General features: G+C 44.5%; 12 protein-coding genes. 9 read left to right on the top strand and 3 right to left on the bottom strand.

Annotated features, from left to right (window positions below; translation table 11 throughout):
• The first annotated feature begins 31 nt into the window (after positions 1-31).
• A complete protein-coding gene (locus tag GC097_RS15025; RefSeq protein WP_171684115.1) occupies positions 32-445 on the top strand; it encodes a GNAT family N-acetyltransferase in 414 nt (137 codons plus the stop codon).
• 92 nt (positions 446-537) lie between these two features.
• On the opposite strand, the gene GC097_RS15020 is transcribed toward GC097_RS15025, so the two are convergent.
• A complete protein-coding gene (locus tag GC097_RS15020) occupies positions 538-684 on the bottom strand; it encodes a hypothetical protein (RefSeq protein WP_171684114.1) in 147 nt (48 codons plus the stop codon).
• Positions 685-916: 232 nt separating this feature from the next.
• Here GC097_RS15020 and GC097_RS15015 point away from each other — a divergent pair, with 232 nt between their 5' ends.
• Positions 917-1,771, top strand: a complete 855-nt coding sequence (locus tag GC097_RS15015) for an MBL fold metallo-hydrolase (RefSeq protein ID WP_171684113.1) — start codon at positions 917-919, stop codon at positions 1,769-1,771.
• Positions 1,772-1,846: 75 nt separating this feature from the next.
• Here GC097_RS15015 and GC097_RS15010 read toward each other — a convergent pair whose 3' ends face one another.
• Complete coding sequence (locus tag GC097_RS15010) at positions 1,847-1,993, bottom strand: PLDc N-terminal domain-containing protein (protein ID WP_312875672.1); 147 nt, start codon at positions 1,991-1,993, stop codon at positions 1,847-1,849.
• A gap of 546 nt (positions 1,994-2,539) precedes the next feature.
• On the opposite strand from GC097_RS15010, the gene GC097_RS15005 reads away from it, so the two are divergent.
• Entirely contained in the window at positions 2,540-5,626 is a 3,087-nt protein-coding gene (locus GC097_RS15005; protein ID WP_171684111.1) for a glycoside hydrolase family 3 C-terminal domain-containing protein, read from the top strand.
• An 86-nt stretch (positions 5,627-5,712) separates the two neighbouring features.
• On the opposite strand, the gene GC097_RS15000 is transcribed toward GC097_RS15005, so the two are convergent.
• Positions 5,713-6,903, bottom strand: coding sequence for an MFS transporter (locus GC097_RS15000; RefSeq protein WP_171684110.1), 1,191 nt, complete (start codon positions 6,901-6,903; stop codon positions 5,713-5,715).
• Between the two features lie 129 nt (positions 6,904-7,032).
• On the opposite strand from GC097_RS15000, the gene GC097_RS14995 reads away from it, so the two are divergent.
• From GC097_RS14995 to GC097_RS14970, 6 genes are all read left to right on the top strand, one after another.
• A complete protein-coding gene (locus GC097_RS14995) occupies positions 7,033-7,629 on the top strand; it encodes a TetR/AcrR family transcriptional regulator (RefSeq protein ID WP_171684109.1) in 597 nt (198 codons plus the stop codon).
• Between the two features lie 23 nt (positions 7,630-7,652).
• Complete coding sequence (locus tag GC097_RS14990) at positions 7,653-8,291, top strand: nitroreductase family protein (RefSeq protein ID WP_171684108.1); 639 nt, start codon at positions 7,653-7,655, stop codon at positions 8,289-8,291.
• Between the two features lie 224 nt (positions 8,292-8,515).
• Positions 8,516-9,949 carry a DHA2 family efflux MFS transporter permease subunit gene (locus GC097_RS14985; protein ID WP_171684107.1) on the top strand — a complete coding sequence of 478 codons (1,434 nt, stop codon included), beginning with the start codon at positions 8,516-8,518 and terminating at the stop codon, positions 9,947-9,949.
• Between the two features lie 241 nt (positions 9,950-10,190).
• Positions 10,191-12,554, top strand: a complete 2,364-nt coding sequence (locus tag GC097_RS14980) for an AraC family transcriptional regulator (RefSeq protein ID WP_171684106.1) — start codon at positions 10,191-10,193, stop codon at positions 12,552-12,554.
• Positions 12,555-13,364: 810 nt separating this feature from the next.
• Positions 13,365-14,294: an ABC transporter permease gene (locus GC097_RS14975; protein WP_246294258.1), complete on the top strand. Its 930-nt coding sequence runs from the start codon at positions 13,365-13,367 to the stop codon at positions 14,292-14,294.
• Between the two features lie 14 nt (positions 14,295-14,308).
• Positions 14,309-15,196 (top strand): carbohydrate ABC transporter permease, encoded by an 888-nt coding sequence (locus GC097_RS14970; protein WP_312875668.1) that lies wholly within the window; start codon positions 14,309-14,311, stop codon positions 15,194-15,196.
• The last annotated feature ends 13 nt before the right edge of the window (positions 15,197-15,209 follow it).

Here is a 15,209-nt window from a genome sequence, read left to right as displayed (position 1 = left end):
TGTTATCGAGGCGTTACACGGGAGGATAGAGATGAAAATTGCTCTTGCAACTCATTTAGACTATGGCTATATCCAAGAGCGTGACCACCATATTTTACAGGACTTAATTTTACAAAAAATTAGTGGCAATGAGATCTATATTCTGCGGGACGAAGATGACAATAATATCGGATTTATGAGGTACGGATATTTCTGGGACAATACGCCATTCATGAATATGATTTGGATCGACGAACAATATCGACGCCAGGGGTTAGGGAAGCAAGTCATCCTTTTTTGGGAAGAAAAAATGAAAGAAAAGGGTTTTCAGTTGGTTATGACCTCGACTCTGGCAAATGAAGAGGCACAGCACTTTTATAGAAAAATAGGTTATCGAGATTCAGGATGTCTTTTACTCGAAGATGAGCCCTTGGAAATCATTTTGACTAAAAAAATAAGAAGTTAACTGTAGTTGAATAAAAAGCAAAAGCCAGGAACATTGGTTTCATGGTCCCAGCCTTGGAATGTTAGTGTAAATCGCCATTGAAGCATAATGAATTACGGTTCATCCATATATTCTTCTTCGTCTGGCATGCTGTTCAGTAGGTTTTTATCTTTGTGTTCCTCTTCTTGCTCAGTATCGCAGCTAACAATACAGTTCATTATTTCTTCGGAGTTGTCTTGAATGTTAGTGTACTCAACCATGTATGTACCTCCTTTCATTACGATTAGAATTTTCCAATATCAAGAAAAGTATTCGAACAGTAATTTTAGCAGTGACTCCATTTATTGGGCCACAGATGCGTAAACCTCTATAATAAAAGGAGATGTGACTGAAATGGATTTTGAAAAATTGGTTCTCAGTACTAGGCACTTTGAGGTGAAGTAGATTACTCCAGGGGTCTATGGTGCAATAGCAAACGAAGGTACTGGTGCAATGGCAAATGCCGGATTTGTTGACTTGGGAGAATCCATTCTGGTTTTCGACTCGTTTAACACGCAACAGGCTGCAACGGAGCTTCGAAACGTAATCGGGGAACTCACCGGGAAGCCTGTATCTCATCTCATTAACAGTCACTGGCACGGAGATCATATTCGCGGAAACCAAGCGTTTCGAGACGTATCTATTGTGGCAACCGAGCAAACAAAAATCATCATGCAAGAGAAGCATCCTTCAAGAATTAGGGAACAGCGTTCGGGACTTGAAGGATTAGGTACCTATATTCAAAAGCTTGAGGAACAACGGGAGTCAACTATTGAAGAAAAACAGAAGTTGCAACTGGCAGTACAAATCTCCATTTTAAAAGAAATTCAACTATCTCTGCCTTCTCTGGAATTAATATTGCCCAATGAAGTCTTTGAATCGGAGTGGTGTGTGAAAGGAACGAGTCGAACAGTGTTGTGTCATACTCTAGGCGGCGGCCATACCGCTTCTGATTCCTTTCTGTATGTGCCTGATGCGAACGTTTGTTACATAGGGGACTTGGTTGCCATCAATAATCACATGTTGATTGTGGACGGGGACATTCGGAAGTGGATATCCATTCTTGATGAACTGAATACTTGGGAAATTGAGTGCGTTGTACCTGGTCATGGACCCGTGGGCGGGAAGGAATGGATTGCAAAAGCCAAAGATTACTTAGGCAATTTACTTGAGACAGCCGAAATGCTTAGAGCTAAGGCAACCACACTAGATCAAATAGGTGAAATTGCCGTACCTGAGAAGTACATAGATTGGTCCGCTCGTGAGCTTTACGTGAAAAATTTAAAACATTTGGTCAGTCAAGGATAATATACAAGCGCAAAAACGAGGGGTTAATGTCCTGTATTAAGTTTTAAAAGCAAGTTATTAAGTGCTGAAGTCAAACTAATCATTACGAATAATTAGATAAACGATCAGCCCGAGGATCGGGAAAAATAACATGGCTAACAGGATCAAGATTGCAAATTCCGTGCTCTTCCCTCGCCTTATGCTATCTCGATATGCCCATACACATAAGACTATATGCAGCAAAAATAACGCAATGGATATTAGAAAAAACAATAAAATAATACCGGAGCTAAAAGCAAAAGTCTGCAAGGCTGCTCCCCCTTTTTGAATTAGTAAACCATGGATGGCTATGCCCCTATTTATTATAATAGTGTTTACTTCAACAATAAATACTGAGTTTATGTAAATAGCCTTAGTTCGGTATTGTACCGGGCTAAGGTTATTTGGAAATAAGTCGGAAACGTTAAAGGAATAAGTCTGTATAGTGATAGGAAATGGGTTGGGTAACAGTTAAGATAAGCATATATGGAATGTGATCTCTGTTCTACGAGTTGTTATATCCATGGTGATACATTTTGTATCTAGCAACAAGATGTACATGACTTTCAATCTTCAACGCGTGACTTCTTAATAAATGTGAAATCGCTTACAAATTTGCGATTGGATGACACACGATTGGGGGTGGTGAGTGGTCAATAACGATTGAAAGTCCGGGGGCAAGAGATTAACCCATTGTTTTCAGATGAAGGTTCAACTTGGTCATGAAATAAACTATTTGGAGGACTGCACATGAATACAAGTCGTATGAAAAAAGCATTCAATGTACTATTAAGCACAACGCTGTTAACAGGGATTATAGGTTTTGCTCCATTCTTAACTCAACCTGCTCTGGCGGACGACGCGGTAACCCTAAAAGATCAGGCTTCCATCGATCAAGTAATAAAAGCACTAACACAGGCACAAAAACTATCGCTCATTAGCGGAGCATCGCAATCTTTGGCCACTGGCGCGGCCGGCGCAACTGCTGCTGTTCCTTCTTTAGGCATTACCCAAGTCGTAGTGGCAGACGGTCCTACCGGTCTTAGACTGGGTGCGGGCAGATCCACTCAATTCCCTAATCCGACATCGCTGTCAGCTTCCTTTGACAAGAATTTAATATATGAAGTTGGGGAAGCTATCGGCAAAGAGTTGAGAGTCCAAGGGGTCGATGAAATACTGGGGCCTGGCCTCAATATTCAGCGGGACCCAAGGAACGGAAGGAACTTTGAGTATTATTCGGAAGATCCTTATCTGGCTGGAAAATCGACTGTAGAATATACAAAAGGCGTTCAATCGCAGGGCGTTGGCGTCACTTTAAAACACTTTGCTGCAAATAATCAGGAGACAAACAGGAGCTCGATTAACGCGACGATTTCGGAAAGAGCCCTGCGGGAAATTTATTTGTCCGCTTTCGAGATGGGCGTGAAAGAAGCTAACCCTTGGTCGGTTATGACTTCTTACAACAAAGTGAATGGAACATGGATGTCCGAGAACAAAACGATTGTCGGCGATATCCTAAGAGGCGAATGGGGTTATAAAGGATTAGTCATGTCAGACTGGGGGGGAGTACACACAGCAGTCGACATGTTGAAAGCCGGAAGTGATCTGGGGATGCCAAGCACCAACACAAGTACGATAAATACCGCATTAAATAATGGAACGCTCGATCCATCTTACTTAGATGATGCTGTTCGGCATGTTTTAAGTACGGTTATTAAATCGCCTAGATTTAAAGGGGATTACGCTGGTTATGCTGCCAACAAAGGTGTTCTCAGAACAGCAGATCCAGCCTTATATACAGCCCATCAAGAACTCGCCCGTAAGTCTGCTTCCGAAGGTATGGTGCTATTAAAAAACAACGCGAATACGCTGCCGTTTAAGCAGGAAGTCCAGAAAGTGGGGATTGTCGGGACCAACCAGTCATCCAGCAGCTGCTTCCAAAGTTTAGGCGTCTGCAGTACGGCTAATGCCGCAGTTACGATGTATACGGCGGGGACAGGAAGCGGTTATGTAGCTCCAGAGAGTGCAAGCTACGTTGTGCAGCTTCCAGAAGGTCTGACTAACGCAGGCTATACGCCGATCTATACCAATGCAGACAATACAGCAAACTTAACGCAATCGTTGACAGCACAAGAGGCTGATTCGCTAGCATCTCGCTCTGATATCGGTGTCATTGTCATGGGAAGAGATGGTGGGGAAGGTACGGACAACACGGCTAACAATATCAATACAACGGCTGCGGAATTAACTTTTATCGATAATGTTTCTACTGCATTTCACGCTCAAAATAAAAAGGTTGTCGCTGTATTGGATATCAGCCAACCATTAATCGTAGATGATTGGAAAGATAAAGTAGATGCTATTCTAGTTGCATGGCTGCCAGGACAGCAAGCCGGTAATGCGATTGTCGACATTTTGAAAGGAGCTGTCAATCCTTCAGGAAAACTTCCTGTCACGTTCCCGAAAAAATTAGAAGATATCCCTACGGTCAACTTTGGCAATACGAATAATGCGGTTGGCTCGGCAGCGGCAAATGTCATGTTCCCAGGAACAGGCGGGGTTGTGAATTACTCCGACGATATTTACGTAGGATATCGTTATTATGACACTTCAAGTGTCAACACGGCGAATAAGGAGCCTCAGTATCCATTTGGTTATGGACTTTCTTACACGACATTTGACTATTCAAACTTACGCATCAATTCAAAAAATCAAACGGTTTCAGTGGATGTAACGAATAAAGGTAGTGTCAAGGGTAGTGAAGTCGTTCAACTGTATATTCATGACGGACATTCCCAAATTAACCGTGCTGAGAAGGAACTGAAAGGTTATGAGAAGCTGTCTTTACTGCCTGGAGAAACGAAAACGGCAACTTTTGCCTTGGATAAACGGTCATTTGCCTACTACGATACCGTTTCTCATGATTGGGTTGCTGAGCCTGGCAAATATGACATTCTGGTCGGCAGTTCCTCAAGAGATATCCGACAAACGGGTGCATTCAATCTTCAAGAAACTCCTGTGAACTCCGTGGTATTAAGTGGTGATCAAGATGTGCAGCCTGGTCAGTCCTTTGACTTGACCTATGGCTTGGGCAAGGTGAACCAAGACGTTTACGCACAAGATATTACAGTCACTTACGATCCTGAATTCGTGGAATTTGTATCGGCCGAATCGCTGTCTGAAGATTTCAAAATATTGGAAACTGGCAATAAACAAGGAAAGATACGCGTAATTGCTGCCCAACTCGGAACCAATCATCAAGCCAATGGCGACTTCATTAAATTCCATTGGAAAGCTAAGTCGCCTGTAGCAACTGCAAGCTCAGTGATCACCGTGAATGCAATCTCAGCGGATGCTCAAGGTGTGGAACTGAATTTGAACGCAGCGTCCCATAATTTCCAAATTACAGTTGTAGATAAAGCAGCTCTCATTTCTTTGATCGCAGATGCGCAAAGCAAGCATGATGCTGCGGTGGAAGGCACGAGAACAGGCCAGTATCCTGTTGGATCCAAAGCAACTTTACAAGCTGCAATCGATGCAGCCACGTTGGTGCTTAACAACTCTGGTGTTAGCCAGTCGCAGATTCAACAAGCGGTATCCAATTTGAATGCTGCATTGCAAGCCTTTATAGCTTCCGTTAATGTGTCTACTCCTGGTGATTTGAACGATGATGGGAAGTTTACCATCGGCGATTTGGCTATCGTGGCTGCCGCTTACGGTAAATCATCGACTGATTCGGATTGGGTGCAATACAAGAAAGCGGATGTCAATAACGATGGCAAAGTGGACATTGAAGACTTGGCTGCTGTGGCTAGACAAATCCTTAATCAATCTTAAGATCGGATTAAAAAAATCTGGTCAGTTCCATAAAAAGGAAGGCGGCAGAAATGCCGTCTTCCTTTCTTTTGCGGCTACTGAACAGATTAAAAGGTTCCCTTTGCTCTGTCCCTTTTCTTAAGCATAAGCCCGAGTTGTACGCTGGAAAAAACAACGGCCACCCCAACCAGAAGCGCAGTTATGCCAATAAGCAATGTCACTCCCCCGTAAAAATAAAGCAAACTTCCAAGCATGGGCGCTGCAGCCATGCCCAAATAGCGTACAAAATTGTAGACTCCAATGGCAGTAGCGCGCTCCTTTACGAACTCTGCCGATAAAAGCGTAGGCAGCGCCGACATCGTTAATCCACAGAAGAAACCTATGAAGCCCAGTGTAATTAGAAGTGCAATCAAGGACATCTTGGCGGTAATAATGAACAGGATCAGGCCGATAATCACACATGAAAATGTCAGAATCAAGCTTTTGGCCGAACCAATCTTTGCCTGCAATGTCCCGCTAAGTTTACTGCCAATAAGGCTGAAAGCCATAAGCAGCATAGAAGCAAGGCCAATCTGTGCGACAGATAAACGGTATCCGTCTTTGAGGATGATAGGCAGGAACACGATCAACGTATAAAACACATCGTACAAAACAAAGCCTGTCAATAGTACAGAAGAGCCGGTTCTATTTTTGAAGATTCGTGCAAATGACCCTAGGTCGAGTCGTTTGCTGTGTACGCTGACCGGCCCAGTCTCAGGCAAAACAAAAATGACGACCAGCAACATAAGGAATGCCGTGACAGCCAGAAAGCCAAATGCCCCTGAATAACCCGCAACACTACCAATCGCACCTCCGATTAGTGGACCAATAGCAGGTGCAATCCCCAATATCATCTGATAGGTCGCCATGGATTCGGCACGTTCTTTCCCATCAAATAAATCACCAATCATGGTTGCTGCTACCAGCGGGACAGCCGCCGCGCCAATGCCTTGCAACAACCGGAATCCTAAAAGCATTTCAATTGAGAAAGAGAAGCTGCATCCTATTGTAGCCAAAACATAGAGAATCATCCCGGGCAGGAGTATTTTTTTGCGCCCAATTCTGTCAATTAAAGGTCCGTACACAATCTGAAGAACCGCAAGCGCAATAGTGAACAGGGTAATGCTGAGATTTACCATATACAAAGACGTGTGCAGTTCCTTTTGAATCTCAGGCATGAGTGGAACATACAGGTTTTGTGCAAAAGAAACGATTGCAGCACAGAATCCGAGTGCATACAAAATTTTTCGGTTTTTCATAAAAAACCTCACTCCTTTTTTAAGTTGACTGAATGTCAGTCATTGTATAGAATGAAGTATAGTTTATTGACTTACTCTCAGTCAATGGATATATTATTAAGAAATGGAGTGAACAATGGAGGAAAACAAATGCCACGAATCTCAAAGGATCCAGAAGTACGAAAAAATGAAATTTTGGATGTCGCGATGGAACTATTCAAAGTCAATGGCTTTGAGCGAACGTCAGTTAGCGATATTGTGAAAAAAATGGGAGTTGCCCAAGGAACATTTTATTATTACTTTAAATCAAAAGAAGAGGTCGTGAACGCAGCTTGTGAACGCACTTTATTTTCGCGGCTTGCCGACGTGCAGAGTACAACAAAAAACACTAGTCTGACTGCACTTGAAAAACTGTACAAGATCATTGTGGATGCTATACCTACGCCTCAAGAACAAACCGTATTAGATTATCTGCATGATGCGAGCAACATAACCTTGCATCAGAAATGGAAAGTAGCAGAACTTACAGCACTGATTCCTTACGTGGCGGAAATTGTTAGGCAAGGTGTACACGCGGGGGAATTCACTGTTAAACATCCTGAAGAAGCTGCTGAATTTCTACTGGTTGGGACTGCGTTCTGGTTAGATAATGGGGTATTCAAATGGTCCGAAGAAGAATTAACGATAAAAAGAGCTGCTGTACGCTCGATCTTTGAACGGCTTTTAGGAGGAAACGGCATCTATTAAGGGAAAAGAAAGAGGAGATATCGATGAACAATGTGAACAAACGGAAGGACTTTAACGACATCATTACCGGGCGCCGAGCGATTGCTAATTACGATCCCAGTGTAAAAATCAGTCGTGAAGAGATGAAGGAAATTCTTACGGAAGCTACGCTCGCCCCGTCATCTTTTAACATGCAACCGTGGCACTTTCTTGTAATCGAGAGTCCAGAAGCCAAAGCAACCTTGCTGCAGCTAGCGCCTTTCAATGCTTCACAGGTAAACACATCTGCGGCAGTTATCGCTGTATTCGGTGACCTTCAGATCGTGACTCATGCGGAAGAAATCTACGGCAAAGCCGTAGAACTTGGTTATATGCCACAGGATGTGAAAGACAAGAAGTTGGCAATGTCAGTACCATATTTTCAAAATCTTTCTGTTGAAGCGAAGAAGGAATCTGTTTTAATCGACAGTGGTCTCGTTTCTATGCAACTGATGCTGTCAGCCCGTGCACACGGATACGAAACAAACCCCATGGCCGGATACAAGAAAGACCGGATTGCAGAAGCTTTCGGACTCGAAGCGGATCGCTTCATACCTATTATGTTGATCTCAATTGGCAAGGCGGCCAACGCTGGACACGGATCAGTTCGACTGCCGGTCGAAAAAGTTGCTCAGTGGAAGTAATCAAAATGAACGGAACGCGATAATCATAAGGACAGTACTCCATTGGAGTGCTGTCCTTATTTTGTAAATAACATTAGAGGTGTTCTTATAGAACTGAAAGGTAGAAATTTGTTTAATTTGTTTTCGGTCTTGTATAAATGCACACTCTGTTGTATTTTAAAGCGGGAGCCATATAGATAGAGAACTTTGCAAAAAAGTTCTCAGGAGAGGGAAGTGAAATTCATATGAAGCAATACAATACGAGGGCTATAATGGCATCGCTGCTCATTTGCGGCTTCGTAGGCATGTTCAGCGAGACGGCACTCAACATAGCCATTAGCAATTTAATGGACGTGTTCCAGATTTCAGCCGCGACTGCACAATGGTTAACGACAGGCTTTTTGCTGACTCTCGGTATTCTGATGCCGATGACAGGTTTACTGCTGCAATGGCTGACAACGAGGCAGCTTTTCATTATTTCGCTTGCAAGCTCGATCATTGGGACATTGATCGCAGCGCTTGCTCTTAATTTCGAAATGCTGATGGTCGCTCGCGTTCTGCAGGCAGCCGGCATGGGTTTATTGATTCCGCTCATGTTTAATACGATTCTCGTCGTTTATCCTCCGGAGAAGCGCGGGGCGGCGATGGGCTTCGTTGGTCTGGTCATCATGTTCGCACCGGCGACGGGCCCGACTGTTGCGGGTCTTTTAATCGAATATTTAACATGGCACTATATTTTCTGGTTGTCTCTTCCATTCTTGGTCATAGGGTTGTTGATCGGATTGAAATACCTGGAAAACGTTACCGAGGTCACGAGACCCCGCATTGATCCCTTATCTATTATTTTGTCATCCATCGGCTTCGGCGGCGTTGTCTTCGGCTTCAGTAAGGCGGGAGAAGGACAGGGAGGCTGGACTAGCACGATCGTGCTCGCATCGATCGTCATCGGCCTTATTTCACTTGTATTGTTCGCGCTGCGCCAGATGTTCATGCGCGAGCCAATGATGAACTTGCGCGTCTTCAAGTACCCCATGTTTATCGTGGGTCTGCTACTTGTGCTGACATGTATGATGATCATCTTATCGAGCATGATTATTCTACCGATGTATCTGCAAAACGGGATGAAACTATCCGCGTTCGCTACCGGGCTGATGATGCTGCCGGGCAGTGCGTTGAACGGTATTTTGTCGCCGCGTATGGGACGCTTGTTCGATAAGTATGGCCCTAAATGGCTGGTCATTCCTGGCCTCGCTATTGTAGCCGTAATGTTGTGGTTTTTCTCCAGCATTACCGTTGCATCTTCTGTAGCCTTTATCGTGGCCTTGCATATTGGTCTCATGATCGGTATTTCCATGATCTGGATGCCGGCGCAGACGAACGGACTTAACCAACTGCCGCCGGAGCTTTACCCGCACGGCACGGCAGTCATGAACACGCTGCAGCAGGTCGCAGGCGCGATCGGCACGGCAGTTGCCATCTCCATCCTTACAAAAGGCATGGAGAAGTATTTAACCAGCTCTTCGGTTCCGAGCGAACCGGTCGAGATGGCCAAAGCGATGATGCTCGGTTCCCAGAACGTGTTCGTGTTCGCGACGATCGTGTCACTCATCGGGCTGGCCATTGCGTTCTTCATCCGCCGCGTCATCGTGAAGCATGCGACGATGAATGCGATGCATTGACGAACGAAGAGAAATAATAGGAAGGAGCGCGCTTAGCCGCAGCTCCTTCTTTTTCATGCTTTTTTCGGAAAGTACAGTGTTTTTTGAGGGAGCAAAAAGGAGCAGTATACGAAATTGCCGTTAATTGTTATGCTAGGCAAGCAGCCTTGCTGTGCGCTGTTTTCGTCCGTTGTTCATTTGTAAGCGTTATAATAAGATGAAATTATTCATGGGGAAGTAAATGACGCAGGGGGGAACTGGCATGAAAATTTGGCGAATCGTTCAGGAAAAAAAGTATTTGCTGCGCATTTTTTTATGGATCAATTGCATTATCCTGCTCAGCTTACTTTCATTTTCCAGCCTTATTTACGTGAATGTAGAGAAAAATGTTTTCCAAAGCGAATATGAGAGCAGCCAAAAGGTGCTGTCGCAAATGAAGTTTAACATTGATTATTTGGATACGATGATCCGCAAGCTTACCTTTTCTACATACGGCAGCAATGATGTAAAGGCCCTCATGTATTTGAACGATGAAGAGACGTACGTACATATGAATACAATCAATAAATTGAACGCAAACGTCGTTGCCAATTATCCGTTTATTCAATCCATTTATGTCTATAACAATCATAAGAAGATGTATTACTCAACCTTCGGTGATTTGTACCATAAAGATGAAGAGTTAGACAAAGTTCTTTCGGCGGACCCGCCGGTCACTCCGTTAAAAGCCATTGTGCGAAAAATGCAAACGGGCGGCAGCATGGAAAACCCTACCTATGATACCGTGCTAAGTTATGTCATGTTCGAGAATGTGGATGAACAAGGCGTCATGGACGGTGCCATCATTCTCAACGTGAAGTTGGATTGGCTCGTGGACAATATTCGAACGATTAACCAGTTTGATTCGCGAACGCAAAGCGATTTATATATTTTAGACAATGATCACAAATTTATGGAAACGGATCCAAACCGTTCGATCGCTGAAAATGCATTTGCGGCTACGATTAAGCAATCCTTCGAAACGACGGTTTCCCAAGATCGGGTGCACGCGGGGGAGCCTGCCGGATTTTTTTCGTCCCAAATCAATGGCGAGAAATTCATCGTTTCCTATATATATTTGGAAAATACGGGTTGGACCCTCTTGGAAGCGAAACCATACAAAGAAGTGTATGCAAATCTGAAACAGCTCATGGATACGATTCTGCTCATCACGGCTGCTGTGTTTGTCGGAGCGCTGCTCTTAACGCTGTCGGCTTCCCAAGGCATCTACAAGCCTGTGAGAAGGCTGATGGAACAAACCTCATGGAGCGGCGCGGTAAAGGATGGATCCCTGGAGCCAGGCTTGAAAGATGAGTTTTCCTATTTGACCGAGGTGTACCGGAAGTCGAGAGAACAGTTATACGAATACCATCTCGAAAAAAACAATAATACGAGCATCATGAAGATCTACTTTTTGAAAAAGCTGATTTCGGACAGCTACAGTATGAACGTCTCCGAATTTGAAGATGTACTTAAATTGTTGAACGTATCTTTGTCCCGAGATCAACCATTCATCGTCTGTGTTCTTCGAATCGATGAGTATAAACGGTTTCTGAGCCATAAAAGCTTGGCGGAGAGGGAGCTTCTGCGTTTTGCAATTGCGAATATAACAACCGATGCCTTATCGAAAACGTGTGTAGCGCAAACGGTGGACATGAAAGACGACTCTTTCACGATTGTATTGAACACGGCAGACGGCCAAGCTGAATCCGTGGAAATTGTGGGGCAAGCGCTTGCGGAAGCACAAAGCTATATTCAGAAGCATTATCATGTGTCCTTTTCGGCGACGGTGAGTAATCCTATTATGGAATATACAGCGATTGCCGCTGCATATAACAGCACCTTAGCGAACAGCTCATATCGCTATGTGTTCGGGACGAAGTCGGTGATTACGCAAGCTCTTATCGACGACAATACGGGAAGCGTAGACATTGAGCAGGTGTGGGGAATGGTAAGCAAGTTTATTGAAGCTGTGCCCAAGGGGAATGCGCTCAAAACGGAGGATAAGCTGCGCGATGTCTTTCAGCAGATCCGTAAGCTGGACTATGGCAGCATTATGTTAGTGAGCATGCAGGTCGTTTACCAACTGAAGAAGACGATTTTTGAAATGAATCGTACGAGCAAGGAACCGATTGCGATCCCTGCCAGGCTCATGAGCCGGGAGTTGTATGAGGAGGAAACGATCGAACAATTCGAGCAGCTCCTTCTGGAAGCGGTTAGATCCATTCATAGTGAAGGCGAAGAAAAAGCGATCCAAGGCAACCAGGTTGTAGCCGATACGGTCAAAGAAATCATTGATTCCAACTATTTCGATTCCTCGCTCTCGGCAGCAAGCATTTCTGAAATGATGCGATTGCCCGCTTACAAATTGAGCAAAATATCCAAGATACATCTGGGGATGTCGATACCGGAATATATTAATCAGGTTAAGCTGCATAAAGCGGTGGAATGGATGGAGAATTCCAAACTAAGCATCCAAGAGATTATGCAGCGAGTCGGTGTGGAGAACGAAAGTTATTTCTATAAACTGTTTAAAGCCAAGTTTGGGATGACGCCTAGAGAGTACATGGCCAAACGGATAAGATGATAAGTGAGGAAAAGCTGTCTCAGCATACAAAAGCGAGCCGTCAGCCATCTTTGGAGGCTGAGACGGCTTTTTCGGCCGTCTCGGAGCGGGAGTGATGCTTTTCTCCTTCTGAGACGGCCTTTTTGGCAGTCTCAGCATACAAAAGCGAGCCGTCAGCCATCTTCGGAGGCTGAGGCGGCTTTTTCGGCCGTCTCGGAGGGGGATGGCCGCTTTTCTCCGTTTGAGACGGCCTTTTTGGCCCTCTCGACATACAAAAGCGAGCCGTCAGCCATCTTTGGAAGCTGAGACAGCCTTTTCGGCCGTCTCGGAGCGAAATGGCAGCTTTTCCCCTTCGGCGAAGGGAGAGCTACGCCAGAGGAGACTCAGACTTGTTGGATGAATTCCAACGAACATGCGATTTTGGATGCCTAAATGCCAATCACATTGGACGAAATCCAACGGGATGATGAATATGGTAGGTTTTATCGCCTTTTTAGCCGCTCCTGTTGGATTTCATCCAACGAAATGAAGAAATAACATGTCTGCAGGGCATCTTCATTGGAATTCGTCCAATGAGAGCCAGTAGGAGACTAACTTGCAACGGAAAATGTGGGATACAGCAGAGAGTTAAGGTGAGGGGAGCTAGTTTGTAGGTAAAGGTTAAGCGAAGCTTAACCTATTTTGCGTAAAGTACAGTTGAAATCCGACCGATTTTCAAAACTACAGTACATTTTAGCAGGCGCAAAAATGAGCAGTATTCAATTCGCCAGGGGATTTCGTATGATGAAATCGCAAAGGACGAAGCAACACCTACAGAAGGAGGTATCATACTTGGGAATCTTCACCGCCTTACAGAAGGAATGGAAGCATTTCTGGAAAGCAAGGAGCTTATTTTTCATCGGTTTGCCAGCGGTACTTGTTGTGTTTGTCTTTTACTACTTGCCGATGTATGGCATCGTAATCGCATTTAAAGATATTAACTATACCAAAGGCATTTGGGGAAGTGATTGGGTAGGGCTTCATAACTTCAAGTTTTTCTTCAACTCGCAAGATGCGCTGAGGATTACACGGAACACCCTTTTATTAAACGGATTGTTTATTGTCGTGGGGATGTCCTGTGCCTTAGTCATCGGTATATTACTGGCGGAGTTAGGCCGAAGATGGGTCAAACTGTTCCAAACGATCTTGTTCTTTCCTTATTTTCTTTCATGGGTCGTCGTAGGTTTTGTCAGCTATATTTTGCTGAATCCTTCCTTCGGCGTGATCAATAAGACGTTGGAACAGCTTCATTTTGCCCCGATCGACTGGTATAGCAAGCCGGGTTATTGGCCGGTAATTTTACTGCTAACGTATTTATGGAAAAATGTCGGTTACACCGCGATCATCTTCTTCACGGGCTTGCTGTCCATCGACAACAGTTATTATGAGGCTGCTTCTATAGATGGAGCTTCCCGGTTGCAGCAAATTCGGAAAATTTCCATCCCGCTCATTTTGCCATTAATTACGATGCTGTTCATGCTCAATGTGGGCCGGATATTTTACTCGGATTTTGGACTTTTCTACTTTGTGCCCAGGGATGCGGGGATGCTGTATGCTACGACAGATGTCGTTGATACGTATGTGTTTCGTTCGCTGCGTGTTGTCGGTGATCTGGGGATGGCGTCTGCGGCCAGCTTGTATCAGGCGATTGTCGGTTTGATTCTGGTTGTGGCGACCAATATATTGGTTCGTAAATTTAATCGGGACAACGCTTTGTTCTAGGGAGGAGGGGGACGGTGCGTCCATCTATCAAGAAAAAGTCAGAAAATAACTGGCTGATCATTCTGTTCTTTGTTGTCCTATCCATTATTTTCATCTATCCCATGTTGTACGTCATTTCTGTCTCGCTTTCTTTTGACGGGGATATCGCGAAGTATGGCTATCAGCTCATTCCCAAACGGTTTACGTTTGTCGCGTATTCGTACATTTTCCAAACGCCAAAAGCGCTGCTTCAATCCTATATGGTCACGATTTTTGTGACTGTAGTGGGAACTACGTTAAGCTTGATTCTCACTTCTTCCATTGCTTACATTATGACCCGCAAGGATTATCGCTATAGCAAAATTACGAGCTACTTCATCTTCTTCACGCTGCTGTTCAATGCAGGATTAGTGCCTTCGTACATTATCACAACAACCGTCCTGCACATTCAGGATACGATTTGGGCCTTAATTCTTCCGTATGGCGTCAGCGCGTGGTTTACGATGCTCATGAAAGGTTTCATGGATGGCTTGCCTTTCGAAATTATTGAATCTGCCAAAATAGATGGTTCGTCGGAACTGAGCACCTTTGTGCGGATCGTTCTTCCGCTGTCAAAACCGGCGCTGGCCACGGTAGGCTTGTTCTACGCACTGGCGTATTGGAACGACTGGTGGCTTGCCATGCTCTATATCCAAAACGAAAAATTGATACCGCTTCAATATTTCCTGCAGCGGATCATGTCTAATATCGAGTTTTTGACGAAAAACATGCAAGCGGGCATCAGCATTGATATGAGCGCTATTCCAGCCGAATCTTCCCGTATGGGCATTGCCATTCTGGCCGCCGGCCCGATGTTGTTCGCTTTCCCTTTCTTCCAGAAATACTTGATCAAAGGATTGACAGTTGGCGCGGTTAAAGGCTAACTGAATGTAAGTG

Origin of the sequence: Paenibacillus planticolens, assembly GCF_013141725.1 — a bacterium.
In the GTDB taxonomy this organism is placed as follows: Bacteria; Bacillota; Bacilli; order Paenibacillales; family NBRC-103111; genus Paenibacillus_E; species Paenibacillus_E planticolens.
The sequence above is the reverse complement of the archived record's forward strand: the minus strand, read 5'-3'. Positions and strand labels throughout refer to the sequence as shown.

Bases quoted from the DNA above. Each gene is read 5' to 3' on its own strand.
- GC097_RS15025 (WP_171684115.1), top strand. From the start codon at position 32: ATGAAAATTGCTCTTGCAACTCATTTAGACTATGGCTATATCCAAGAG.
- GC097_RS15020 (WP_171684114.1), bottom strand. From the start codon at position 684: ATGGTTGAGTACACTAACATTCAAGACAACTCCGAAGAAATAATGAAC.
- GC097_RS15015 (WP_171684113.1), top strand. From the start codon at position 917: ATGGCAAATGCCGGATTTGTTGACTTGGGAGAATCCATTCTGGTTTTC.
- GC097_RS15005 (WP_171684111.1), top strand. From the start codon at position 2,540: ATGAATACAAGTCGTATGAAAAAAGCATTCAATGTACTATTAAGCACA.
- GC097_RS15000 (WP_171684110.1), bottom strand. From the start codon at position 6,903: ATGAAAAACCGAAAAATTTTGTATGCACTCGGATTCTGTGCTGCAATC.
- GC097_RS14995 (WP_171684109.1), top strand. From the start codon at position 7,033: ATGCCACGAATCTCAAAGGATCCAGAAGTACGAAAAAATGAAATTTTG.
- GC097_RS14990 (WP_171684108.1), top strand. From the start codon at position 7,653: ATGAACAATGTGAACAAACGGAAGGACTTTAACGACATCATTACCGGG.
- GC097_RS14985 (WP_171684107.1), top strand. From the start codon at position 8,516: ATGAAGCAATACAATACGAGGGCTATAATGGCATCGCTGCTCATTTGC.
- GC097_RS14980 (WP_171684106.1), top strand. From the start codon at position 10,191: ATGAAAATTTGGCGAATCGTTCAGGAAAAAAAGTATTTGCTGCGCATT.